This window comes from Caballeronia arvi, assembly GCF_001544695.2.
In the GTDB taxonomy this organism is placed as follows: domain Bacteria; phylum Pseudomonadota; class Gammaproteobacteria; order Burkholderiales; family Burkholderiaceae; genus Caballeronia; species Caballeronia arvi.
Genome location: NZ_FCOM02000013.1, coordinates 79,998 through 104,875 on the forward strand (window position 1 = coordinate 79,998; position 24,878 = coordinate 104,875).

General features: G+C 63.9%; 22 protein-coding genes. 13 read left to right on the forward strand and 9 right to left on the reverse strand.

The features are described 5' to 3' along the window. Positions 1-24 precede the first annotated feature (24 nt). The 8 genes from lnt (at position 25) to AWB74_RS17270 (ending at position 8,937) form a co-directional block, all read left to right on the forward strand. Positions 25-1,692 carry an apolipoprotein N-acyltransferase gene (gene lnt, locus AWB74_RS17235; protein WP_061147949.1) on the forward strand — a complete coding sequence of 556 codons (1,668 nt, stop codon included), beginning with the start codon at positions 25-27 and terminating at the stop codon, positions 1,690-1,692. A gap of 186 nt (positions 1,693-1,878) precedes the next feature. Next, positions 1,879-2,898: a glycine--tRNA ligase subunit alpha gene (gene glyQ, locus AWB74_RS17240; protein ID WP_087039068.1), complete on the forward strand. Its 1,020-nt coding sequence runs from the start codon at positions 1,879-1,881 to the stop codon at positions 2,896-2,898. Between the two features lie 17 nt (positions 2,899-2,915). Then, positions 2,916-5,030, forward strand: a complete 2,115-nt coding sequence (glyS, locus tag AWB74_RS17245; protein ID WP_061147950.1) for a glycine--tRNA ligase subunit beta — start codon at positions 2,916-2,918, stop codon at positions 5,028-5,030. A 12-nt stretch (positions 5,031-5,042) separates the two neighbouring features. Beyond that, the gene (gene gmhB / locus AWB74_RS17250; RefSeq protein ID WP_061147951.1) at positions 5,043-5,600 is read left to right on the forward strand and encodes a D-glycero-beta-D-manno-heptose 1,7-bisphosphate 7-phosphatase; all 558 of its coding nucleotides are present in this window, start codon (positions 5,043-5,045) and stop codon (positions 5,598-5,600) included. A gap of 14 nt (positions 5,601-5,614) precedes the next feature. After that, entirely contained in the window at positions 5,615-6,388 is a 774-nt protein-coding gene (locus AWB74_RS17255) for a lysophospholipid acyltransferase family protein (RefSeq protein ID WP_061147952.1), read from the forward strand. 85 nt (positions 6,389-6,473) lie between these two features. Next, a complete protein-coding gene (locus tag AWB74_RS17260) occupies positions 6,474-7,403 on the forward strand; it encodes a M48 family metallopeptidase (RefSeq protein ID WP_061148037.1) in 930 nt (309 codons plus the stop codon). Between the two features lie 79 nt (positions 7,404-7,482). Continuing rightward, positions 7,483-7,869: a lactoylglutathione lyase gene (gene gloA / locus AWB74_RS17265; protein ID WP_061147953.1), complete on the forward strand. Its 387-nt coding sequence runs from the start codon at positions 7,483-7,485 to the stop codon at positions 7,867-7,869. 138 nt (positions 7,870-8,007) lie between these two features. Beyond that, complete coding sequence (locus tag AWB74_RS17270) at positions 8,008-8,937, forward strand: DMT family transporter (RefSeq protein WP_061147954.1); 930 nt, start codon at positions 8,008-8,010, stop codon at positions 8,935-8,937. 1 nt (position 8,938) lies between these two features. Here the strand turns inward: AWB74_RS17270 and AWB74_RS17275 are convergent, their stop codons facing one another. Beyond that, a complete protein-coding gene (locus AWB74_RS17275; RefSeq protein ID WP_061147955.1) occupies positions 8,939-9,952 on the reverse strand; it encodes a DedA family protein/thiosulfate sulfurtransferase GlpE in 1,014 nt (337 codons plus the stop codon). Positions 9,953-10,094: 142 nt separating this feature from the next. On the opposite strand from AWB74_RS17275, the gene AWB74_RS17280 reads away from it, so the two are divergent. Next, on the forward strand, positions 10,095-10,955 hold the full coding sequence (locus AWB74_RS17280) for an MBL fold metallo-hydrolase (RefSeq protein WP_061147956.1): 861 nt from the start codon (positions 10,095-10,097) through the stop codon (positions 10,953-10,955). Between the two features lie 9 nt (positions 10,956-10,964). Here AWB74_RS17280 and AWB74_RS17285 read toward each other — a convergent pair whose 3' ends face one another. After that, positions 10,965-11,642: a FadR/GntR family transcriptional regulator gene (locus tag AWB74_RS17285; RefSeq protein WP_087039069.1), complete on the reverse strand. Its 678-nt coding sequence runs from the start codon at positions 11,640-11,642 to the stop codon at positions 10,965-10,967. A 139-nt stretch (positions 11,643-11,781) separates the two neighbouring features. On the opposite strand from AWB74_RS17285, the gene dgoD reads away from it, so the two are divergent. Next, the gene (gene dgoD, locus AWB74_RS17290) at positions 11,782-12,930 is read left to right on the forward strand and encodes a galactonate dehydratase (RefSeq protein WP_061147958.1); all 1,149 of its coding nucleotides are present in this window, start codon (positions 11,782-11,784) and stop codon (positions 12,928-12,930) included. A gap of 6 nt (positions 12,931-12,936) precedes the next feature. Here dgoD and pabB read toward each other — a convergent pair whose 3' ends face one another. The 4 genes from pabB to grpE form a co-directional block, all read right to left on the reverse strand. Beyond that, the gene (gene pabB, locus AWB74_RS17295; RefSeq protein WP_061148038.1) at positions 12,937-14,724 is read right to left on the reverse strand and encodes an aminodeoxychorismate synthase component I; all 1,788 of its coding nucleotides are present in this window, start codon (positions 14,722-14,724) and stop codon (positions 12,937-12,939) included. A 37-nt stretch (positions 14,725-14,761) separates the two neighbouring features. Then, positions 14,762-15,898: a molecular chaperone DnaJ gene (dnaJ, locus tag AWB74_RS17300; protein ID WP_061147959.1), complete on the reverse strand. Its 1,137-nt coding sequence runs from the start codon at positions 15,896-15,898 to the stop codon at positions 14,762-14,764. A gap of 238 nt (positions 15,899-16,136) precedes the next feature. Then, on the reverse strand, positions 16,137-18,092 hold the full coding sequence (dnaK, locus tag AWB74_RS17305; protein WP_061147960.1) for a molecular chaperone DnaK: 1,956 nt from the start codon (positions 18,090-18,092) through the stop codon (positions 16,137-16,139). 260 nt (positions 18,093-18,352) lie between these two features. Continuing rightward, positions 18,353-18,955, reverse strand: a complete 603-nt coding sequence (gene grpE / locus AWB74_RS17310) for a nucleotide exchange factor GrpE (protein ID WP_061148039.1) — start codon at positions 18,953-18,955, stop codon at positions 18,353-18,355. A 381-nt stretch (positions 18,956-19,336) separates the two neighbouring features. Here grpE and AWB74_RS46945 point away from each other — a divergent pair, with 381 nt between their 5' ends. After that, positions 19,337-19,498 (forward strand): hypothetical protein, encoded by a 162-nt coding sequence (locus AWB74_RS46945; protein ID WP_200821986.1) that lies wholly within the window; start codon positions 19,337-19,339, stop codon positions 19,496-19,498. Here the strand turns inward: AWB74_RS46945 and AWB74_RS17315 are convergent. The 3 genes from AWB74_RS17315 to hrcA form a co-directional block, all read right to left on the reverse strand. Further along, the gene (locus AWB74_RS17315) at positions 19,470-19,877 is read right to left on the reverse strand and encodes an RNA-binding S4 domain-containing protein (protein ID WP_061147962.1); all 408 of its coding nucleotides are present in this window, start codon (positions 19,875-19,877) and stop codon (positions 19,470-19,472) included. The genes AWB74_RS46945 and AWB74_RS17315 overlap by 29 nt on opposite strands. 25 nt (positions 19,878-19,902) lie before the next feature. Continuing rightward, the gene (hemH, locus tag AWB74_RS17320) at positions 19,903-20,970 is read right to left on the reverse strand and encodes a ferrochelatase (protein ID WP_061147963.1); all 1,068 of its coding nucleotides are present in this window, start codon (positions 20,968-20,970) and stop codon (positions 19,903-19,905) included. 123 nt (positions 20,971-21,093) lie between these two features. After that, a complete protein-coding gene (gene hrcA / locus AWB74_RS17325; RefSeq protein WP_061147964.1) occupies positions 21,094-22,110 on the reverse strand; it encodes a heat-inducible transcriptional repressor HrcA in 1,017 nt (338 codons plus the stop codon). A 186-nt stretch (positions 22,111-22,296) separates the two neighbouring features. On the opposite strand from hrcA, the gene AWB74_RS17330 reads away from it, so the two are divergent. Both AWB74_RS17330 and recN read left to right on the forward strand, forming a co-directional pair. Beyond that, complete coding sequence (locus tag AWB74_RS17330; protein ID WP_061123772.1) at positions 22,297-23,193, forward strand: NAD kinase; 897 nt, start codon at positions 22,297-22,299, stop codon at positions 23,191-23,193. Between the two features lie 30 nt (positions 23,194-23,223). Next, the gene (gene recN, locus AWB74_RS17335; RefSeq protein ID WP_061147965.1) at positions 23,224-24,876 is read left to right on the forward strand and encodes a DNA repair protein RecN; all 1,653 of its coding nucleotides are present in this window, start codon (positions 23,224-23,226) and stop codon (positions 24,874-24,876) included. The last annotated feature ends 2 nt before the right edge of the window (positions 24,877-24,878 follow it).

Here is a 24,878-nt window from a genome sequence, read left to right on the forward strand (position 1 = left end):
GGTTTGCCCCGGCGACCGTCATCAATGGCCGATTCATCGTTTCGCATTCCCTCCCGTCAACGCGACGTGTCCGTGACCGCCACGGCGCCGCGCGCGCTGCCGTTCTGGCATTACCTCGTCGCCGCCGTGCTCGGCGCCGTGAACACCTTGTCGTTCGCGCCGACGCCGCATGGCGGCTGGCTCGAGCTCGTCATCTTCGCGCTGTTCTTCGCGTGGCTCTCGCGCACCGACGGCTGGAAGAGCGCCGCCGCGACCGGCTGGGCGTTCGGCTTCGGCAATTTCGTGACCGGCGTGTGGTGGCTCTACGTGAGCATGCACGTGTACGGCGGCATGGCCGCGCCGCTGGCCGCCGCCGCGGTCGCCCTGTTCTCGCTCTATCTCGCGATGTATCCCGCGCTCTCGAGCATGATCTGGTCGTTCGTCGCGGGACGTGCGCGCTTCGGCGATGAAGACGCCGCCACCGCACGCGACATCGAAGCTTCGCCGCGCTACGCACCGACATGGCACGGCGCGTTCGCATTCGCGAGCGCGTGGGCGCTCGGCGAGTGGCTGCGCGGCCTCGTGTTCACCGGCTTTCCGTGGCTCGCGAGCGGCTATGCGCAAGTCGACGGACCGCTCAAGGGCTTCGGCGCGATCGTCGGCGTGTATGGCGTCGGCTGGGTGCTCGCTCTGGTTGCCGCGCTGATCGTGCAGGCGTTCTGGCAGTTCCGCAAAACGCGGCGGTTCGCATTCGTGCCGGGGATCGTTGCGATTGCGTTGATCGTCGCGGGCATGCTGCTGTCGCTCGCGCAATGGACGACGCCCGCGAACGCGCCGCTCGATGTGCGCCTTCTGCAAGGCAACGTGAAGCAGGAAATGAAGTTCGAGCAGTCGGGCGTCGATGAATCGCTCGCGCTGTACAAGCGGCTCATCACCTCGAAGCCCGCCGATCTGATCGTCACGCCGGAAACGGCGCTGCCCGTGCTTTCGGTGCAGATTCCGCAGGATTTTGCCGTGGCGATCCGCAATTTCGCGGACGATACGAACTCGTCGATTCTCTTCGGCGCGATCGGCGTCACGATTCTTCCCGACGGCCGCGCGACCGATTTCACCAACAGCCTCTTCGGTGTCACGCCGCATGTGAACGGCGTGTATCGGTACGACAAGCATCATCTCGTGCCTTTCGGCGAATTCGTGCCGCTCGGTTTTCACTGGTTCGTGCGCATGATGGGCATTCCGCTCGGCGATCTCGCGCGTGGCCCGATCGCGCAGAAGGCGTTCATCGTGCATAACCAGCCGGTTGCCGTCGATATCTGCTACGAAGACATCTTCGGCGAAGAGATCGCGCACACGATCCGCGAACAGGAAACGCCCGCGGGCATTCTCGTCAATTCGACGAATCTCGCGTGGTTCGGCAATACGATCGCGCTCGATCAGCATCTTCAGATCGCGCGCATGCGTTCGATCGAAACCGGCCGTCCGATGCTACGCGCGACCAATACCGGCATGACGGCGGCGATCGCGGCGAATGGCGATGTCATCTCGAAGCTGCCGACGTTCACCACCGGCGTGTTGGAAGCGCGCGTGCAGGGCACGTCGGGCAGCACGCCGTATGTGACGAGCGGGAATATGACGGTGATCGCTGTGTCGTTGATTCTGCTCGCGTTCGGGTTTGCGTTTGCGCCGAACCGGAAACGTTCGGGCACGCGCTGAACATCGACTGAAACGAAGCCGCGTCGCGCCCTGCGACGCGGCTCGCGCTTTACCCGCCCATGGCCGCGCTTCTCCCAAAAAGCCGCACCCGCCCCTCCATTCGGCTAAAATTCAACGTTTTAGCACTTCGGCCGAGCCTCCGAGTCGCGTCCTCACGACGATGGCCGCGCCCCGCAAAAGGCAATCATGCTCACTTTCCAGCAAATCATTCTGACGCTGCAGTCCTACTGGAACGAGAAGGGCTGCGCGCTCCTTCAGCCGATCGACATGGAAGTCGGCGCGGGCACCTCGCACGTCCACACGTTCCTGCGCGCGATCGGCCCCGAGCCGTGGCGCGCGGCCTATGTTCAACCGTCGCGCCGTCCGAAAGACGGCCGCTACGGCGAGAACCCGAACCGCCTGCAGCACTACTATCAGTATCAGGTCGTGCTGAAGCCCGCGCCTGAAAACATCCTCGATCTGTATCTCGGATCGCTCGAAGCGCTCGGCTTCGATCTGAAGCAGAACGACGTGCGCTTCGTCGAAGACGACTGGGAAAATCCGACGCTCGGCGCGTGGGGTCTCGGCTGGGAAGTGTGGTTGAACGGCATGGAAGTGACGCAGTTCACGTACTTCCAGCAGGCGGGCGGCATCGATTGCAAGCCGGTGCTCGGCGAAATCACGTACGGTCTCGAACGCCTCGCTATGTATCTGCAGAAGGTCGAGAACGTGTACGACCTCATCTGGACCGAATGGGAAGAAGACGGCCCTTCCGGTCGTGTCTTGCGTCAGCTCACGTATGGCGATGTCTATCACCAGAACGAAGTCGAGCAATCCACGTACAACTTCGAGCACGCGAACGTCGATCTGCTGTTCACGTTCTTCAAGAGCTACGAAGAAGAAGCAAAGAAGATGATCGACGCGAAGCTCGCGCTGCCCGCCTATGAGCTCGTGCTCAAGGCCGGCCACACGTTCAACCTGCTCGATGCACGCGGCGCCATTTCCGTGACGGAGCGCGCGGCGTACATCGGCCGCATCCGCGCGTTGTCGCGTCTCGTCGCCCAGGCTTACTACGATTCGCGCGAAGCGCTCGGCTTCCCGATGCTCGGCAATCCGGTCAAGGGCGACCGCGATCTCATCACCGACGAACAGGAAGCGCAGCGTCCCGCATGGGCGCCGCCGCTGAAGGTCGAAAGCGCGCCCACGGGTAACAACGAACAGGTTTGACGAGGCTCGACAGAACAATGACGCAATCCAATCACGCTTCGCTCCTCGTCGAGCTGCTCACCGAAGAACTGCCGCCGAAGGCGCTCGGGCGTCTCGGCACCGCTTTCGCCGATGGCATCGTGGAGCGGCTCGCCGCCCGCGATCTGATCGACGGCACGCCCGATTTCGAAAAGTACGCGACGCCGCGCCGCCTCGCCGTGCTCATCAAGAACGTGCGCGATGTCGCGCCGGAAAAGCAGGTGCGCGAGAAAGTGCTGCCGGTCACGGTCGCGCTCGATAAAGAAGGCAACCCGACGCCGCCGCTCGCGAAGAAGCTCGCGGCTCTCGGCTTCCCCGACTTTCCGCTGTCCGAGCTCGAACGCGCGCAGGACGGCAAGGCCGAAGCGTTCTTCCTGCGCTACGCAGCGCCGGGCGCGACGCTCGCCGACGGCCTGCAAGCCGCGCTTGACGAAACCCTCGGCAAGCTGCCGATTCCGAAGGTCATGACGTATCAGCGTCCGGACGGCACCAGCGTGCAGTTCGTGCGTCCGGTGCAGCGCCTGGTCGCGATGCACGGTCGCAACGTCGTGCCGGTCAGCGCGCTCGGTATCGATTCGGGCGATACGACCATCGGTCATCGATTCATGTCGGAAGGCTTCGTCGCGATTGCCCGCGCCGACGACTACGCCGACACGCTGCGTCACAAAGGGCACGTCGTCGCCAATTTCGACGATCGCCGCGAATCGATCCGCACGCAGCTTCAGGCGTTTGCAGGCGAAGACCGCGTCGTGATGCCCGAAGCGCTGCTCGACGAAGTGAACGCGCTCGTCGAATGGCCGGTCGTCTACGAATGCCGCTTCGACGACGAATTCCTGCAAGTGCCTCAGGAGTGTCTGATCCTCACGATGCAGACGAACCAGAAATACTTCGCGCTCACGGATCAGAACGGCAAGCTGCGCTCGCGCTTTCTGATCGTGTCGAATATCGATACGAAGACGCCCGGCGAGATCGTCGAAGGCAACGAGCGCGTCGTGCGCCCGCGTCTCGCCGATGCCAAGTTCTTCTTCACGCAGGACAAGAAGAAGCGTCTCGAAGATCGCGTGCCGCTGCTCGCGAACGTCGTCTATCACAACAAGCTCGGCTCCGCGCTGCAACGTGTCGAGCGTCTGGAAGCGCTCGCGGGCGAGATCGCGCCGATGGTCGGCGTCGATGCCGCGTTGACGCGTCGCGCCGCGCGTCTCGCGAAGGCAGATTTGCTGACAGACATGGTCGGCGAGTTCCCCGAGCTGCAAGGCACGATGGGCACGTACTACGCGCGCCACGACGGCGAGCCGGAAGAAGTCGCGCTCGCGTGCTCGGAGCATTATCAGCCGCGCTTCTCGGGCGATGAAACGCCGTCGACGGGCGTCGGCGCGGCGGTCGCGCTCGCGGACAAGCTGGAAACGATCGTCGGCATCTGGGGCATCGGTCTCGCGCCGACCGGCGAAAAAGACCCGTTCGCGTTGCGCCGTCATGCGTTGGGCGTCTTGCGCATCCTGCTGGAACATCGACTCCGAATCCGTCTTCGCGATCTCCTCGTAGCGGCAGCGAAGCAGTTCACGGGAATGGAAAAAGTTGATGTCTCGATCGAAGCAATCGCGCTGTTCTTCTTGGACCGTCTGTATGGAATTTTGCGCGATCGGGGATATGCGGTGGGCGAGATCGACGCGGTACTTGCCGCAGGCCCTCAGAAGTGGGACGAAAAATTCCTCGATGACATCGTCGCGCGTCTCGACGCCGTGCGCGAGTTCGCCGCGCTGCCGGAAGCGGCGGCGCTCGCGGCGGCCAACAAGCGTATCTCGAACATCCTGAAGAAGTCGGAACAGGGCGCGCCGTCCGCGGTGAACAAGGAACTGCTCGTCGAAGCGGCGGAGAAGAATCTGTACGCGCAGATCGAAGCGGTCGCGCCGCGCGTGCAGAGCCAGCTCGCCGCGCGCAACTACACGGAAGCGCTGACCGCGCTCGCCGCGTTGCGTGAAAGCGTCGATACGTTCTTCGACGACGTGATGGTCAACGCCGAAGACGCCGCGCTGCGTAACAATCGTCTCGCGTTGCTGAGCGCGCTGCATCAGCAGATGAACTGCGTCGCGGACATTTCGAAGCTCGCTGCATAAGAAACGCCGCTCATGGTCATGAACAGAAAACTGGTGATCCTCGATCGCGATGGCGTCATCAACGTCGATTCCGATGCGTTCATCAAGTCGCCGGACGAATGGGTCGCCATTCCCGGCAGCCTCGAAGCGATCGCGCGTCTGAATCAGGCGGGCTACCGCGTGGCGATCGCATCGAATCAGTCGGGCATCGGGCGCGGTCTCTTCGACATGGCCGCGCTCAACGCGATGCATCAGAAGATGAATCGCGCGGCTGCGGCCGTCGGCGGGCGCATCGACGCGGTGTTCTTCTGCCCGCATACGGCCGAAGATCAGTGCGATTGCAGAAAGCCGCGGCCCGGCATGTTGCAGCAGATCATCGACCGCTTCGAGATCGATCCGGAGGACACGCCCGTCGTCGGCGATTCGCTGCGCGATCTACAGGCCGGCGGGGCGCTCGGTTTTCCTGTGCATCTCGTGCTCACCGGTAAAGGCGAGAAGACGCTCGAAGAAGGTCAGTTGCCCGAAGGCACTGTCGTTCACAAAGATCTGCGCGCGTTTGCGCTGCACTTTCTCATGCGTCACCAAGACTGACCCTGGCTTCATCCATGCGCTTCATCCGTTCCTTGCTATTGATGCTGTACTTCGTCGTGTACACGGCGCCGTACGCAATCGCGTGCTTCATTGCGTTTCCGTTCATGCGCGCCGACAAGCGCTACTGGATGGCGGCGGGCTGGTGCAAATCGACGATCGTCGTGCTGCGGTATCTGATCGGCATCCGCTACACGATCGAAGGCATGGAGAACCTGCCGAACGGTCCGGCCGTGCTGCTATCGAAGCATCAGTCCGCATGGGAAACGCTCGCGTTCCCCGCGCTGATGCCGCGTCCGCTCTGCTACGTGTTCAAGCGCGAACTGCTCTATGTGCCGTTCTTCGGCTGGGCGCTCGGACTCCTGAAGATGGTGCATATCGACCGCAAGCAGGGCCGCGACGCGTTCGTGTCGGTCACGCGTCAGGGGCGCGCGCGAATGGACGAAGGCGCGTGGGTCATCATGTTTCCCGAAGGCACGCGCACGCGTGTGGGCAGCCAGGGCAAGTACAAGACGGGCGGCGCGCGCTTCGCGGTGGCGACCGGCGCGCCGGTCGTGCCGATCGCGCACAATGCCGGACACGTGTGGCCACGCAATTCCTTCATCAAGTATCCGGGTATAGTCACGGTATCGATTGGCAAGCCGATCGATACGGCCGGCCTCACACCCGAGGAAGTGAACGCGCGCGTCGAAAGCTGGATCGAGACGGAAATGCGCCGCATCGATCCGCACGCTTACCTCGCGCCGAACGCGCAGCCGGGTGAAGCCGGCGCCGCGGGCGCGGGCCGCTGAAGCGGCTCACGTTTTCATATCGAGCCGCGGCGTGCCTTACTCATTCTTCTCGTCATTTCTGCGCCGTGAGCGCAAAGCCGAGCCGATGCAGAAAGCCCCTTCGCGACAGCGCCCCGCCGTCGCGCTCGATACCCTGCAACTCGATCTGCCGTTCGAGCATGCGCCGGCCTATTCCGGCGCACCGCCCGCGAGCGGTCCGGCTCCGCTGCGTGGCGACGTGCCGAACGCCGATCCCGTTCCCGTTCTCACACCTCCGACGCCGCATGCACCCGCTGCACCGCTGCCCGATGGCGTGCGCCTGCGCCGCATCGCGCTCAAGGCGGGCGCGCTCGAATACCGGCTCAGGCGCTCGTCGCGACGCACGATCGGATTTTGCATCGACGGCACCGGGCTCGCGATCACCGCGCCGCGCTGGGTGACGATCGCGGACATCGAAAGCGCGATCCTCGACAAGCAGAACTGGATCGTCAAGAAGCTCACCGAATGGCAGACGCGCGTCGAGCAGCGCGCGCTGCCGCGCATCGTCTGGAAGGACGGCGCGCAGTTTCCGTATCTCGGCAAGACGATCAGCGTGTCGCTCGGCTCTTCGGCAAGCGCACTTTCTTTCGATGACCAAACCAACGTGCTCTCGCTCGCGCTGCCCGCGCTCGTGGATGCGCAGCAGATCAAGGATCGCGTGCAAGGCTGGCTGCAATCGGAAGCGAAGCGCATCTTCGGCGAGCGGCTCGCGGTGTACGCGGCGAAGCTCGGCGTCGAGTATCGCGCGTACGCGCTGTCGTCGGCGGCGACGCGCTGGGGCAGTTGTTCCAGCGACGGCAAGATCCGCCTGAACTGGCGGCTCATTCATTTTCCGATGTCGATCATCGATTACGTGGTCGCGCACGAGCTCGCGCATCTGCGCGAGATGAATCACAGCCCGCGCTTCTGGCAGACGGTCGAATCGATCTTCCCGGAGTTCCGCGAGGCGCGGCATACGCTCAAGCATCATCCGCCGGATCTGCTGCCGGCGCTTTGATCGCTCATCAGCGCATGAAAAGCGCCGACGGTACAATTTCCTTCCTGTCCCCCGCATTTCCCTAAACAGGAACTCCACCATGCGACTCCTCCACACGATGCTGCGCGTCGGCGACCTGCAGCGTTCCATCGATTTCTACACGCGCATTCTCGGCATGAAAGTGCTGCGTCAAAGCGAAAACCCCGAGTACAAGTACACGCTCGCGTTCGTCGGCTACGGCCCGGAAAGCGAGAACAGCGTGCTCGAGCTGACCTACAACTGGGGCACCGACAAGTACGACCTCGGCAGCGCCTACGGCCATATCGCGCTCGAAGTCGACGACGCCGCCGATGCGTGCGAGCGCATTCGTCAGGCGGGCGGCAAGGTCACGCGCGAAGCCGGTCCGGTGAAGGGCGGCACGACCGTGATCGCGTTCGTCGAAGATCCGGACGGCTACAAGGTCGAGCTGATCGAAAAGCACTCGTAAAGTACGCGTCACATCGCGTGCCGCGCGCTCGTCGCGGCGCGTAATCTCCACGGGCGCGTCCCGACCTTTCGCTCATCGACGCCCGTTCGCTGGCACAATCGACGCTCCAAATCAGTGCACGCCTGACCGAGCCCGCCGATGAGCACGCCCTCCCTCGCCCTGCGCCGCGCCCCCGACGCCACCGCCGTCATCGTGATGATCGCGCTGTGCGGCGCGTGGGGATTCCAGCAAGTCGCGATCAAGGAAGCGAATGCTTCGATTCCGCCGATGCTGCAGGCAGGCATCCGCTCGCTGATCGCGACGTTCCTCGTCTGGATCTGGACGCGCTCGCGCGGTGTGCCGCTCTTTCAGCGCGACGACACCCTGCCCGCCGGCCTGCTCGCGGGTCTGCTGTTCGGCGGCGAGTTCGTCTGCATTTTCTTCGGCCTGAGCCTCACTACTGCGACGCGCATGGCCGTGTTCCTCTACACCGCGCCTTGCTTCACCGCGCTCGGCCTGCACTGGTTCGTCGCGGGCGAGCGGCTGACGCGCGCGCAGTGGAGCGGCATCGTGCTCGCGTTCTGCGGTATCGCACTCGCGTTCGCGGATGGCTTTCTGCACGGCAATCCGAACAGCGCATCGACGCTGCACGGCATCGCAGGCGATGCGCTTGGGATTCTCGCCGGCATCTTCTGGGCCGCGACGACGGTCGTCGTGCGCGCGTCGTCGCTTGCGCATGCGAGCGCGAGCAAGACGCTGTTCTATCAACTGGCGGTATCGGCGGTATTGCTGCTCTTGCTGGCCGCGGGCATCGGGCAGACGCACGTCGAAGCCGTGTCGCCGATCGCGATCGCGAGTCTCGCGTATCAGGCTATCGTCGTCGCGTTCATCAGCTATCTGACGTGGTTCTGGCTGCTCACGCGCTATATGGCGTCGCGGCTTTCCGTGTTTTCGTTTCTCACGCCGATCTTCGGCGTCACCTTCGGCGTGTTGCTGCTCGGCGAACACTTCACCGCGCGTTTCATGGTTGCCGCGGCAATGGTGCTCGCGGGCATCGCGCTCGTGAACCGGCCGGCACGACGGACCTAGCTCATTCAGGCGCCGTCGCGCGAATCGTGATCATGTCGTGATCGATGTCGTCGTGATCGACGGCAACGCGCTGATGCTCGGGCGGAATCGGTTCGACCGGATAGCCGTGCTTCTCCCACGCATCGAGCCCGCCCTTCAGCGGCCGCACATGATGGAAGCCCTTCGCGCGCAACTGCCGCGCGATGATCTTCGCCGTCGCTTCGTTCGGACACACGCAGTACACGACGACCTCGTGTTCCGCATACAACTGATCGACGCGATCGGGTGAATCGAGATCGAGCGAAATCGCGCCCGCGATGCGATACGGCTCGCGACGGCGAATCTCGGCTGGCCTCGCGTCGTAGACGACGGGTGGCGTCGCGGAACGCATCATCGCGTCGAGCTGGTCGGGCGTGATGTGATATTGCTGCAGCCACTGGCGGAACTGCACGCGCCGGACCCATCGATACAGCATGAAGCCGAGCGCGATGATCACGAGAATATCGATCATCGTCGTGCCGTTCGCGCGCACGAGCGAGACGAGCCGCCCGATCTGCTCCTGCAATGCAGCGCCGCCCAGCATCCAGAAGCTCGCCCACGCCGTCGCGCCGATCAGATCCCACAGGATGAATACGCGCACTTCGATCTGCGTCGTGCCGAGCAACGGCGCCGACACGAGCCCGAGCCCCGGCACGAACTTCGACAGCGCGAGCAGCGGCACGCCGAACCGTTCGAACCAGCGGCGCGCGGTGCGCAGCGTCGAATCGATCGACAGCGAGAAGCGCACGAGCGAGTTGAGAAAGCGCCGGCCGTACAGACGGCCTGCGGCGAACCAGAGCGAATCCGCGATCAGCACGGCGAGCACCGCCGCCGCGAGCATCTGCCAGAAGGGCGCATTGCCGGCGGCGATGAGCGTGCCGGCGAGAATCAGCATCGGCGCGGCGGGGACCGGCACGCCGAGTTGCGTCGCGAGGACGCTGACGAAGACGGCCCACGCGCCCCACGACGACGCTAGCGAAGTCGGGACGTGCGGCATTCGAAACCTCTGGTTTTGTGGGATGAGCGCCGGCGCGCAGCCGCCCCGGCACAAAGGGTTACACTGTATCGATAAACTGCCGAACTCGCCCAAATGGTCCGGACGACGAGAGCAGCGTCGAGCGCAAGCCGGGGGAATCATCGTGCAACCCATCATTCAGCCCTTCTTTGATCTCAACACCGGCACGATGACGTATGTCGTGTACGAGAAGGCCGGCTCGCCGGCGGCCATCGTCGATCCGGTTCTCGACTACGATCCGCACGCCGCGCGCACGTCGACGCGCTCCGCCGATGCCGTCATCGCGTTCGTGCGCGAGCAAGGGCTCGTAGTGGAATGGATTCTGGAGACGCACGCGCACGCCGATCATCTTTCGGCGGCGCCGTATCTGAAGCGCATGCTCGGCGGGAAGATCGGCATTGGCGAATCGATACGCACGGTGCAAGGTGTGTTCAAGAAGATCTTCGATCTCGAGCCCGAGTTTCAGCTCGACGGCTCGCAGTTCGATCATCTCTTTTCCGACGGCGAGCGCTTCATGATCGGCGATATCGAAGCGTACGCGCTCTTCGTGCCGGGCCACACGCCCGCCGACATGGCGTACCGGATCGGCGATGCGGTGTTCGTCGGCGATACGCTTTTCATGCCGGATGTCGGCACCGCACGCTGCGACTTTCCGGGCGGCAGCGCGCGCAGGCTGTATCGCTCGATTCAGCGCCTGCTCGCACTCGACCCCGATACGCGGCTGTTCGTCTGTCACGACTACCCGCCCGCCACGCGCGACCCGCAATGGCAAACCACCGTGCGCGAGCAGCGCGAGAACAACATTCACGTCGGCGGCGGCAAGACGGAAGACGAGTTCGTCGCGATGCGCGAAGCGCGCGACGCGACCCTCGGGATGCCGACGCTCATCCTGCCCGCGATTCAGGTGAACATACGCGCGGGCCACTTTCCCGAAGCGTCCGGCAACGGCACGACGTATCTGAAGATTCCGTTGAACGCGCTCTAGCTTTCCGCTCTAGCCTTCGATCCTTCCGCGCGTCACGCCGAGCAGATCGGCCATCGCGCGCCGCGCCGCGCTGGCATCGCGCGCGATGATCGCCTCGAACACGGCGGTGTGTTCCGCAAGCGACGCGTTGTACACATCCGCGCGCTTCGCGTTCAGGCGCAACTGGCCTTCGAGCGTGCGCTCGATCAGCGCGCCGAGAGGGATGAGCAATTCATTGCTGCACGCGGCGAGCACGCACAGATGGAAGTCGAGGTCGGCGCGCACCCATTCATCGACGTTCTGCGCGTCCGCCATCGACTGATGCGCGCGTGTGAGCCGCTCGCGGGTGCGCTCCTCGTGATTACCGGCGGCGAGCGCCGCGGCGTACGGCTCGATCATCTCGCGCATTTCCTGAAGCTTCAGCGCGAATTGCAGCGGCGGAGCGACGCGCGAGTACCAGTCGAGCATGTCGGCGTCGAGCAGATTCCACGCATCTTTCGCGCGCACGCGCGTGCCGACCTTCGGACGCGACTCGATCAGCCCTTTCGATGTCAGCGTGCGCAATGCCTCGCGCAACACCGTGCGGCTCACGCGGAAGCGCTCCATCAGTTCCGCTTCGCGCGGCAACGACAGGCCAGGCGGGAAGTCGCCTCGCAGAATCGCCGTGCCCAATTCATGCGCCACATGGCCATGCAGATCCCGGTGAATGATGCTCTCCTTCTAGGTTTCGCAGGATTATCCGGTATTCGCCTGATGTTTCGAAAGTCCAGAATGTGTCGAATAATACTATTAATATGCCTAAGAGACCGTTTTTGCTACCATGTAAAACCCTTCAAGGAGACGCTCAATGAAAATCACGAAACTCGAGACCTTCGTCGTTCCGCCGCGCTGGTGCTTCCTCAAGATCGAAACCGACGAAGGCATCACGGGCTGGGGCGAGCCGGTCGTCGAAGGCCGTGCGCATACGGTGGCCGCCGCCGTCGATGAACTCGCCGACTATCTGATCGGCAAAGACCCGCGTCATATCGAAGACCTGTGGCAGGTGATGTATCGCGCTGGTTTCTATCGCGGCGGTCCTATCGGCATGAGCGCGATCGCGGGCGTCGATCAGGCGTTGTGGGACATTCTCGGCAAGCATCACAGCGTGCCGGTCCACGCGCTGCTCGGCGGCCAGGTGCGCGACAAGATCAAGGTGTACTCGTGGATCGGCGGCGACCGGCCGAGCGATGTCGCGAACAATGCGCGCGCCGTGGTCGAACGCGGCTTCAAGGCCGTGAAGATGAACGGCTCGGAAGAACTGCAGATCATCGATACGTTCGACAAGGTCCAAGGCGTGATCGACAACGTGCGCGCGGTGCGCGAGGCGGTCGGGCCGAACGTGGGCATCGGCGTGGACTTTCATGGGCGCGTGCATAAGCCGATGGCCAAAGTGCTCGCGAAGGAACTCGATCCGTTCAAGCTGATGTTCATCGAAGAGCCGGTGCTGTCGGAGAACGTCGAGGCGCTGCGCGATATCGTCAACCAGACGAGCACGCCGATCGCGCTCGGCGAGCGTCTCTATTCGCGCTGGGATTTCAAGCACATTCTGGCGAGCGGTTACGTCGATATCATTCAGCCGGACGCGTCGCACGCGGGCGGTCTCACGGAATGCCGCAAGATTGCGACGATGGCCGAAGCCTACGATGTCGCGCTCGCGCTACATTGCCCGCTCGGTCCGATCGCGCTCGCGACCTGCCTGCAGATCGATGCGGTGAGCTACAACGCGTTCATCCAGGAGCAAAGCCTCGGGATTCACTACAACAAGGGCAATGACCTGCTCGATTACATCAGGAATCCCGAGGTCTTCAAGTATGAAGACGGCATGGTGTCGATTCCGCAGGGGCCGGGCCTGGGCATCGAGGTGAATGAAGACAAGGTGCGCGAGATGGCGAAGGTGGGCCACCGCTGGCGCAATCCGGTGTGGCGTCACGCGGATGGCAGCGTGGCCGAGTGGTGATTCTGGTCAGCGCCTGAGACGCGCCTTCACGCCGCCGCGCAGTGCGTTGCTGATGAGCAGGTCTTGAGCTTTCGATAAATCGTCGGGCGTCAGCGTGCGCTCTTGCGCGCCGAGTTCATCGATAAGCACCGCGCGCATCACGCCCGGCAGCACGCCGGCGTCGATCGGCGGCGTGAACCATGTGCCGTCGATCCGCACGAAGACGCTCGAACGCCCGCCTTCGGTCAGCTCGCCGCGTTCGTTGACGAACAGCATGTCGAACGCGCCTTCGGCTTCGGCCGCTTTCCATGCGCGGTCGTAGTCGGCGCGGCGCGTGGTTTTGCGTCTAAGCAGCGGATCGACGGATGACTGCGGCGCGAAGCCACGCTCCCACGCCAGCAACACATCGACGGTATCCGACGGCAACGCGCCGAGCGGCGCACTCGTGATCGCGATGCGTCCGTCCTTGTTCAGCGCGATTCTCAGTCGATACGGCTTGCCCGCGTCGAACGCCGCACACTGCGCTTCGACCTGCGTCGTCAGCGCGCGCTCGTCGAAGGCAAAACCCAGATACGCCGCGCTGCTCCTCAGCCGCGCGACATGACGCGCGTAGTGGCGAACACCTTCATCGCGCGTCGCATAGCAAGTCTCGAAAAGTTCGAAGCCGGGGTCCGCGCCGGTCAGAAAGCGTGCTTTCAACAGACACTCCTCATATTCGTTGGCGGCGACGCTGTCGAGCACGATGCCCGCGCCGATGCCGAGCACGCCACGCGTCGTCGATGCATCGACGACGAGCGTACGTATCGCCACCGACATGCAGAAGTCGCCGCTCGCATCGAGCCAGCCGATCGCACCCGTATAGAGACCGCGCGGCGTGCTCTCGATCTCGTCGATCAACTGCATCGTGCGGTACTTCGGCGCGCCGGTGATCGAGCCGCACGGAAAGAGCGCGCGCACGATTCCCGCGAACGACGTGCCGGGCATCACGCGCGCTTCGATGGTCGAGGTCATCTGCCACACCGACGCGTAAGGCTCGACCGAGAACAGCGCCGGCACGTTGACGGAACCCGTGGCCGCCACGCGCGACATGTCGTTGCGCAGCAAGTCGACGATCATCACGTTTTCGGCGCGGTTCTTCGGGTCGTTGCGGAGCGCTTCGGGATCGGACTCGCGCGGCGCGGTGCCTTTCATCGGCCGCGCGCGCAGGAGATCGCCTTCTTTCTCGACGAACAATTCCGGCGAGCACGACACGACCGATCTGCCATCCGGCAACGCGATGAACGCGCCATAATGCACGGCCTGCCGTTCGCGCAACCGCCGGTAGAGCGCGAGCGGCACGCCGAACACATCGAAGCTCAGCCGATACGTGTAGTTGATCTGATACGACTCGCCTTCTCTCAGCGCGTCCTGAACGGCGCCGATGGCGCGGTCGAACTCGTCGCGCGTAACGCTCGATTCGATGCCCGCGATGCCCGCGACGTCTTCGAGATCGCGCGACGCGAGCCATGCGCTCGCCTCTTCACGCGACAACGACGCGCACGAGCGGAACATCAACACGCGCAACGCGTGATCGTCGCCGCGCCCGATTGTCCCGAACTGCAGATTGCGTCCGAACTCGTAATCCGCCACGATGACCGCATGCAGCCCGCTTTGCAGATCGCACTCGATATCGCCGCACACCGCTTCGAGCGCATGGCCGTCCACGCACACGCGTTCGTGCGCGAAGTCCGTGTACAAACGACTCGACCGCCTTTCGGCGGTCGCATCGCAATCGTCGAGCAGCGCGAATACCGCGCTGCGCTCTTCCGTTTTCATCGTCATGCCCGCACGACGTACGACGCATTCAACCGCATCAGTCGAAGAAGCTCTTCACGCGGTCGAACCAGCTCTTGCTTTGCGGACTATGCCGCGCGCCGCCCTGCTCCAGCGACTTCTCGAACTGCTTCAGCAGATCGCGCTGCTGTTCGGTGAGCTTGACCGGCGTTTCCACCTGCACGTGCACGTACAAATCTCCGGCGATGCTCGAACGCAAGCCCTTGATGCCCTTGCCGCGCAGACGGAACGTCTTGCCCGACTGCGTGCCCTCTGGCACCGTGAAGCTGGCGCGGCCGGCAAGCGTAGGCACTTCGATCTCGCCGCCGAGCGCCGCCGTGGTGAACTGAATCGGCATCTGGCAATGCAGGTCGTCGCCGTCGCGCTCGAACACCGAATGCTGCTTGATGTGGATCTCCACATACAGGTCGCCGCTCGGACCGCCGTTGATGCCCGGCTCGCCATTGCCCGCCGAGCGGATGCGCATGCCGTCGTCGATGCCCGCCGGAATCTTCACTTCCAGCGTCTTCGTTTCCTTCACCTTGCCCGCGCCGTGGCAGTTCGCGCACGGCTCGGGAATGTAGCTGCCGCTGCCGTGACACTTCGGGCACGTCTGCTGGATGCTGAAGAAGCCCTGCGACATGCGCACCTGGCCCTGGCCGTGACAGGTCGGGCAGGTTTCAGGCTTGGTGCCGGGCTTCGCGCCCGAGCCGTGACAGACGTTGCAGTTCGTCCAGCTCGGCACGCGGATCTGCGTGTCGTAGCCGTGCGCCGCCTGCTCGAGCGTGATCTCCATGCTGTAGCGCAAATCCGCGCCGCGATACACCTGCGGACCGCCGCGACCGCCGCGCGCCGCGCCGCCCGCCGCCTGTCCGAAGATGTCGCCGAAGATATCGCCGAAGGCATCGGCGAAACCGCCGAAACCTTGCGCACCCGCGCCCGCCATGTTCGGATCCACACCCGCGTGACCGTACTGATCGTATGCGGCGCGCTTTTGCTGGTCGGAGAGCATTTCGTAGGCTTCCTTCGCCTCCTTGAAATTCTCTTCCGCCTTCTTGTTGTCCGGATTGCGGTCAGGGTGATACTTCATCGCGAGCTTGCGATACGCCTTCTTGATCTCGTCGTCGCTCGCGTTTTTCGCGACGCCCAGAATGTCGTAGTAATCCCGTTTCGCCATGTCGGTTCGATTCCGCCGCGCGTCACGCGACGGTTCCTCTCAAATGCTGCGGCTCGAATGATCCGCGCCTGACACTCCGGCGCCCCGCCCGAATGCGAGTTCGAGCGAAACGCCTCAAAAAACAACGTGCCCGGAGAGCCGCGAAGCTCGCCAGGCGCGTTACACGTAAGACGCGTCGCGCGTCCCGGTCATCACCGAAAAGGCGCGTGGATGTCGCCATCCACGCGCCTCGTCCGGCTTAGTCCTTCTTCACTTCCTTGAAGTCGGCGTCGACGACATCGTCGTGCTGCTGGCTCGCGCCCGCTTCCGCCGATGCGCCCGCGCCTGCCGCGCCCGCAGCCGCGCCTGCCGCACCTTGCTGCGCCTGCATGTCGGCGTACATCTTCTCGCCCATCTTCTGCGAGGCTTGCGCCAGCGCTTCGACCTTCGCTTCGATCGTGGCCTTGTCGCTCGCGTTGTCCTTCAGCGCGTCTTCGAGGTCCTTCAGCGCGGCTTCGATCTTCTCCTTCTCCGAAGCGTCGATCTTGTCGCCGTATTCGGCGACGGCCTTCTTCGTGCTGTGAACCAGCGCGTCGCCCTGGTTGCGCGCGTCGGCCAGCTCACGCAGCTTGTGATCTTCCTCGGCGTTGGCTTCGGCGTCCTTCACCATCTTGTCGATTTCCGCGTCGGTCAGACCCGAGTTCGCCTTGATGGTGATCTTGTTTTCCTTGCCCGTCGCCTTGTCCTTCGCGCCGACGTGCAGAATGCCGTTCGCGTCGATGTCGAAGGTCACTTCGATCTGCGGCGTGCCGCGCGGTGCGGGCGGAATGCCTTCGAGGTTGAATTCGCCGAGCAGCTTGTTGCCCGCGGCCATTTCACGCTCGCCCTGGAACACCTTGATCGTCACGGCGCCCTGGTTGTCGTCCGCCGTCGAATACACTTGCGCGTGCTTCGTCGGGATCGTGGTGTTCTTGTTGATCATCTTCGTCATCACGCCGCCGAGCGTCTCGATGCCGAGCGAAAGCGGGGTGACGTCGAGCAGCAGCACGTCCTTGCGGTCGCCCGACAGAACCTGGCCCTGAATCGCGGCGCCCACGGCCACGGCTTCGTCCGGGTTCACGTCACGGCGCGGATCCTTGCCGAAGAACTCCTTCACCTTCTCCTGCACCTTCGGCATGCGCGTCATGCCGCCGACGAGGATCACGTCGTCGATTTCGCCGACTTTCACGCCCGCATCCTTGATCGCGATGCGGCACGGTTCGATCGTGCGTTCGATGAGCTCTTCGACGAGCGCTTCGAGCTTGGCGCGGGTGAACTTGAGGTTCAAGTGCTTCGGACCCGACGCGTCCGCCGTGATGTACGGCAGATTGATGTCGGTCTGCGCCGTCGACGACAGTTCGATCTTCGCCTTTTCGGCGGCTTCCTTCAGGCGCTGCAGCGCGAGCACGTCCTTCGACAGATCGACGCCCTGCTCCTTCTTGAACTCGCCGATGATGTAATCGATGATGCGCTGGTCGAAGTCTTCACCGCCGAGGAACGTGTCGCCATTCGTCGACAGCACTTCGAACTGCATCTCGCCGTCCACGTCCGCGATTTCGATGATGGAAATGTCGAACGTGCCGCCGCCCAGGTCGAACACCGCGATCTTGCGGTCGCCCTTTTCGGCCTTGTCGAGACCGAACGCCAGCGCGGCTGCCGTCGGCTCGTTGATGATCCGCTTCACTTCCAGACCGGCGATGCGGCCCGCGTCCTTGGTTGCCTGACGCTGGCTGTCGTTGAAGTACGCCGGAACCGTGATGACGGCTTCCGTCACCGGCTCGCCGAGGTAATCTTCAGCGGTCTTCTTCATCTTGCGCAGCACTTCGGCGGAAACCTGCGAAGGCGCGAGCTTCGAGCCGTGCGCTTCGACCCATGCGTCGCCGTTGTCGTGCTTGACGATCTTGTAGGGCATCAGGCCGATGTCCTTCTGCACTTCCTTTTCGTCGAAACGGCGGCCGATCAGGCGCTTGACCGCGTACAGCGTGTTGCGCGGATTGGTGACCGACTGGCGCTTGGCGGGTGCGCCGACGAGGATCTCGTTGTCATCCATGTACGCGATGATCGACGGCGTGGTGCGCGCGCCTTCCGAGTTCTCGATGACCTTGACCTGATTGCCTTCCATCAGCGCCACGCACGAGTTCGTGGTGCCGAGGTCGATGCCGATGATTTTGCCCATTTTTTATCACTCTCCTAACTTTGATCGCATGGCGTTGCGGCGGGCGGGTATGTGCCCCGCGCCGGCTTTTGCCGATTTACCGGGCCGAACGCCCAAAATTCATACCTGTACGCAAGATAAGTGCGCCAGTTTCGATTTCAAGACCCTGCCACCTATGCGGTCTATAACTTTTTTTGCGCGGCAGGCCACGCTGGGTCTTTGCTGGCGCCGATCTTTCGCGCGCGGCTTTCACTGCGGCTCCGAACGGCGCGAGGTGCGCGTTACTTCGGCGCGGCGACGGTCACGAGCGCCGGACGCAGCACGCGGTCGGCGATGACATAACCCTTTTGCAGCACCGTGACGACGGTATTCGGATCCTGTTCGGCCGGCACCATCGAAATGGCCTGGTGGCGATGCGGATCGAATTTTTCGCCGACCGGATTCACCGGGATCACGCGGCCTTTCTCCAGTGCGCCGGTCAACTGGCGCAGCGTCAGCTCGACGCCCTCGCGCACCTTGCCGAGATCCGTCGACTGGTCGGCGAGCGCTGCTTCGAGGCTGTCGAGCACGGGCAGCAAATTCTCCGCGAAGTTTTCGATGGCGAATTTATGCGCCTTCGCGACGTCTTCCTGGCTGCGGCGGCGCACGTTTTCCGTCTCGGCCTTGGCGCGCAGGAAGTCTTCCTGGAGCGCCGTGATCTTGGCCTGCGCTGCGGCGAGTGCCGTCTCGGCCTCGTTCGGCGCCGCCTGCGGCGCGGCGGCCGCGTCTGCCGGCGCGGGCTGAGGCTGCTGAGCCGCGGCGTTGGTCGTGTCTGCGGCCTGGCGCGCGTTATCGTCGGCGGGCGTCGGGTTCTGGCTCGCTGAATTCTCTTGCGTGTTTTCCATGTCGCTGAATGTGTATTGCTGTGAGTTGAGTCGGATGCGAAAGCGCTGCTCGCGCACGTCGGTCGCGTCGGTTGCGTTTTTTCGCACTAGCGGCGGAAATTGGGGCATCGAGGGCCTTTTCAAGCCTCCATGCCGAATTTTTCGGACTTTTTGCCCGCCTGCGATGGCGCGGAAATGGTCGGTAACGGACACTCCGCCGCACCCACGCTGGCCGACGCAAAGTTCAGATTGAGGGAAAGCCCTGAGTCGCCTACACTTCGAAGAAGCATCGCAGGAAGCACGTTTACCCTAATCCTACGAATGCTTCAATCCGCTTTCAGCCCATGCCCGTTTCCTGACCCGGTCGAACACTGACCGGGCAACCCGCTCTCCGGGGATACCATGAAACTGACCTTTGCTATCGCGGTGGTCGCCCTGGTACTCGTCGCGGGAACGACCACCATCTGCATGTCCGGCGCCGTGACCGACCGTAACACCGAGTACGGCGGCGTCCACGCGACCATGGAAAGCTTCTTCAGTCCGGACCTGAAAATTTGTCGATGACGCGCCGGTCGCGCTTCGTCGGCCTGCCCTGCAAGCCGGCGGCGGGCTCGCGGAAGTTCTTGCGGCGCTCGGCTTCGGCCATGCGCTTCGTGCGCCCTTCCTCCGTTTCGGCGTAAAGCGTCTGCGCGACCGTCGCCGGGCCGCGCACGTCGCACACGCCCAGCACTTCGACCTGCCAGACGAGCCGCTCGATATCGATCTCGACGATATCGCCGACACGCACGTCCTTCGACGGCTTCACGTTCGCGCCGCCGATCTTCACGCGGCCTTTCTCGACCGCGTCGCTCGCGAGCGAACGCGTCTTGAAGAAACGCGCCGCCCACAACCATTTGTCGATGCGCAAACGCGCGCCGGGTTCCGTCGAAATGTTGTAGTTCATCGGTGAATCGTTCCAAAAACCGCTTTCAGGCCACTGCCGTGAGCGGATGCACGGTCTGCACCGGCCACCCCTGCAGATGTTGCGCGGCGATTTCGCCCAGCGCCTTAATCCATGCCGGCGCCGAGTTCAGGCAGGCGATGCGGTGAAAATGCTTGCCGCCGGCCTTCAGGAATTCGTCGCGGACCTCGATGCCGATTTCCTCGATCGTCTCCAGGCAATCGGCCGTGAAGCCGGGACAGAACACGTCCACGCGCGCGACGCCGCCCGCGCCTAGTTCCGCGACCGTCGGTGCGGTGTACGGCTGAAGCCACTCCGCGCGACCGAAGCGCGACTGGAACGTCACGCGGCATTCCACCGGCGTAAGGCCCAGCGCGGCCGTCAGCAGCGAGCCGGTCAACTGGCACTGGTCGTGATAGGGATCACCGAGATCCATCGTGCGCTTGGGCACGCCGTGAAAGCTCAGCACGAGCTTGTCGCCGGCGCCGAAGTCCGGCGCGCCGTGATGCCGCCAATAGTCGCGCACCTGCTCCGCGAGCGCGGCGATATACGCCGGATGATCCGCGTAATGGCGGATCGTGCGGATTTCCGGCTGATTGCGCACGCGCTTCAAGGCGGCGAAAGCGTCGTCGAACGCGGTGGCTGTCGTGGACGACGAATACTGCGGATACATCGGCAGAAGCAGGATGCGATCGGCGCCTTCGAGCTTGAGCTGATTGAGCATCGCGCCGATGCCCGGCGTGCCGTAGCGCATCGCATAGTCGACGATCACGTGATAGTCGTTCGCCGCGAAAAGCCGCCGCAAACCGTCGACCTGTTTTTCCGTATGCACGCGCAGCGGCGAGCCTTCCGGCATCCACACTTGCGCGTATTTCTTCGCCGACGCGCGCGAGCGGAACGGCAGGATCGCGCCGCGCAGGATGATTTGCCAGACGAGCGACGGAATTTCGACGACGCGCGGATCGGACAGGAATTGCGCAAGATACGTGCGCACCGCTCGCGGCGTGGGCGCGTCCGGCGTGCCGAGATTGATCAGCAGCACCGCGACGCGATGCGAAGCGCTGGGCTGCGAGGGCAACTCGAGGTCGAAACGCATAGGGGAAGCGGGCCGGAAGATCGTCGTCGGGAAAGGTGAAGACCATTATAGCGGCGCGTTTCCGGCCGCATCATTGGCCGAACGGCCTAGTGGCGCGGTCTTGCGTGCCGCGCCAAGATGGCGTCACTGATGACTGAGCGACATCGACAGCAGACGCGCGGTGATGTCCACGATCGGAATGACGCGGTTGTACGCCATGCGCGTCGGGCCGATCACGCCGAGCGTGCCGACGATCTTTCCGTTGACTTCGTACGGCGCCGTCACGACGCTCATCTCTTCGATCGGCACGAGATTCGATTCTCCGCCGATGAATATCTGCACGCCCTGAGCGTGACTCGACACATCCAGCAATTGCAGGAGGCTCGTCTTTTGATCGAACAAATCGAAAAGCTTGCGCAGCCGCGCCATGTCGGACGAAAGGTCCGCCACTTCGAGCAGGTTGCGCTCGCCGGAAATGAGCACGGTGTCCGTAGGATCCGTCTCGGCGGTGCTCGCGACCACGGCCGCCTGCATGAGCACGGTCATGTCGCCGCGCAACTGGTCGATTTCCTCGCGCAGGCGCCGGCGCACCTCGTCGAAGGACAGGCCCGCGAAATGCGCGTTGATGTAATTCGACGCCTCGACGAGTTGCGAGGGCGAGTAGTCGCGCTGCGTCGCCATCATGCGGTTCTGGACGTCGCCCTCGGGCGTGACGATGATGAGCAGGATGCGCTTGTCCGACAGCCGCATGAACTCGATCTGCTTGAACATGTGGCTGCGGCGCGGCGTGAGCACGACACCCGCGAACGACGACAGATTGGACAGCACGCTCGCCGCCGCCGCGACGATCTTCTGCGGTTCCTCGCCTTGCAGGCGGGTCTTGACCGCGGTGGTCATCGCTTCGTCTTCGGGCCCTTCTACAGTCAGCATCGTGTCGACGAAGAGCCGGTAGCCGCGCGGCGTGGGAATGCGGCCCGCCGACGTATGCGGGCTCGCGACGAGGCCGAGCTCCTCGAGATCCGACATGACGTTGCGGATCGTCGCCGGGCTCAGTTCCAGACCGGAATGACGTGATAACGTGCGCGAACCGACCGGCTGACCTTCGGCGATGTAGCGCTCGATCAACGTTTTAAGGAGGGTTTGTGCACGTGGATCTAGCATGGGCAAATTCTAGCTCAACGAGTCGGAGGGCGGCGAGGCGCGCCGGGTGCGCCGCGTTCAACGTCCGCTCCATTCTAGCGAGAAACGGCGGGCCCGCTCGTGCGATACCGCGCGGCCCTGCGCAAGCACGCACGGAGGCCATCGCCCACGGTTCTTTTCGCTCTCTGACTATGGTGTAATGCCGGCATGGAAATTGGCCAATTCAAGACCGTCGCGCTCGTGGGGCGCACCAACACGCCAGGCATCGAGTCGCCGATGAAAGCGCTCGCCGATCTCCTCGCGAGCCAGGGCTTCGAGGTCGTGTTCGAGGCCGGCACCGCGAAGGAAGTCGGCGTGACGGACTTTCCGGCGCTGTCCATCGCCGAGATGGGCGCGCGTGCCGACGTCGCGATCGTGCTCGGCGGCGACGGCACGATGCTCGGCATCGGCCGGCAGCTCGCGCCGTACAAGACGCCGCTCATCGGCGTGAATCACGGGCGGCTCGGCTTCATCACGGACATTCCGCTCAAGGCCATGCGCGAGATCGTGCCGCAAATGCTCGCCGGCCAGTTCGAGCGCGAAGAGCGCAGCCTGCTCGAAGCGCGCATCGTGCGCAACGACAAGCCGATCTACCACGCGCTCGCCTTCAACGACGTTGTCGTGAACCGCAGCGGCTTCTCCGGCATGGCGGAGCTGCGCGTGTCCGTCGACGGCCATTTCATGTACAACCAGCGCTCGGACGGACTGATCGTCGCGACGCCGACCGGCTCGACCGCGTACGCGCTGTCGTCCGCGGGGCCGATCCTGCATCCGCAGTTGCAGGGCTTCGTGCTCGTGCCGATCGCGCCGCATTCGCTGTCGAATCGTCCGATCGTGCTGGCCGACGATTCGAAGGTGACCATTCAGATCATCGGCGGGCGCGATGTGAACGTGAACTTCGACATGCAGTCCTTCACCGCCGTCGAACTGAACGACGCCATCGAAGTGCGGCGCTCGAAGCATACGGTGCCGGTGCTGCATCCGGTCGGCTACAGCACGTACGCGACGCTGCGCAAGAAGCTGCACTGGAACGAGCATCCGTCGCAGGACGCCTCTTCCCTCTGAACTCCCCGACTTCCCCTCCCCGAAGCGTCCATGCTCCGTCATCTTTCGATTCGAGATTTCGTCATCGTCGCCACACTGGATATCGATTTCGATCCAGGCTTCACGGTCTTTTCGGGTGAAACCGGCGCGGGCAAGTCGATCCTGATCGACGCCCTCGCCCTCACACTCGGCGCGCGCGGCGACGCGAGCGTCGTGCGCACCGGTCAGGCCCGCGCGGACATCACCGCCGAATTCTCGACGCATCCTCAAGTGACGCGCTGGCTCGAAGAACATGCGCTGACGCAAGACTGCGATTCGGTCATGCTGCGCCGGGTCATCGATTCGGGCGGCCGCTCGCGCGCGTTCATCAACGGCACGCCCGCGACGCTCGCGCAATTGCGCGAAGTAGGCGAAATGCTCGTCGACATTCACGGACAGCACGCGCATCAGTTGCTGATGCGGCCGGACGCGCAACGCGAACTCTTCGACGCGCACGCGCAATTGCTCGAACCCGCCGCCGCGGTGAATCGTGCGTGGCGCGCGATGCGTGAGGCGCAGCAGGCCGTCGAGACTGCGCAGAGCCGCGATCGCGAACTGCAACTGGAGCGCGAGCGTCTCGCATGGCAACTCAGCGAATTCGACAAACTCGCCCCGCAGCCGGGCGAATGGGAAGAAGTGAGCGCGGAGCATCATCGGCTGTCGCATTCGGCGAGTCTCATCGACGGCGTACAGGGTGCGCTCGGCGCGCTCTCCGAATCCGATGAAGCGATGATCTCGCAGCTCGGCGCGATCATCTCGAAGGTGCGCGGTCTGGCCGACATCGATCCGGCGCTCAACGACGTGCTCGCGTCGCTGGAACCGGCGGAGATTCAGTTGCAGGAAGCGTCGTACTCGCTGTCGCATTACGCGCAGCGGCTGGAGCTCGATCCCGATCGTCTCGCGCAGGTCGAGAGGCGCATGGATCAGTTGCATTCGACGGCGCGCAAGTTCCGCCTGCCGCCCGAAACGCTGCCCGAGGAGCACGACGCGCGCCGCAAGCAGCTCGCCGATCTCGACGCCGCCGCCGATCTCGACGCACTCAACGCCGCTGCCGAAAAAGCCAAGAGCGCCTATCTCGAACAGGCGAAAGTGCTGTCGAAGGCGCGCGCGAAGGCCGCGAAGAGCCTGTCGAAAGCGGTCACGGAAGGTATGCAGGAATTGTCGATGGCGGGCGGGAGCTTCGAAGTCGCGCTCGTGCCGCTCGCCGAAGGCGGCGCGAACGGGCTGGAGCAGATCGAATTCCGCGTCGCGGGTCATGCGGGCGTGGCGAAGAGGCCGCTCGCGAAAGTCGCATCGGGCGGCGAACTCGCGCGCATCAGCCTCGCGCTCGCCGTGATCGCGAGCACTGCGAGCCCGACGCCCACGCTCATCTTCGACGAAGTGGACACGGGCATCGGCGGCGGCGTCGCGGAAGTGGTCGGCCGTTTGCTGCATCAGCTCGGGCGCGAACGCCAGGTCTTGTGCGTCACGCACTTGCCGCAAGTCGCGGCGCGCGGCGATCAGCACTTCCAGGTCGCGAAGTCTTCCGACGACACGGGCGGCACGGTCAGCACCGTGACGTCGCTCGACAGGAGCAGGCGCATCGAGGAAGTCGCGCGCATGCTCGGCGGCATCGAGATCACCGCGACCACGCGCAAGCACGCGAAGGAAATGCTGGCCGCCTGAGC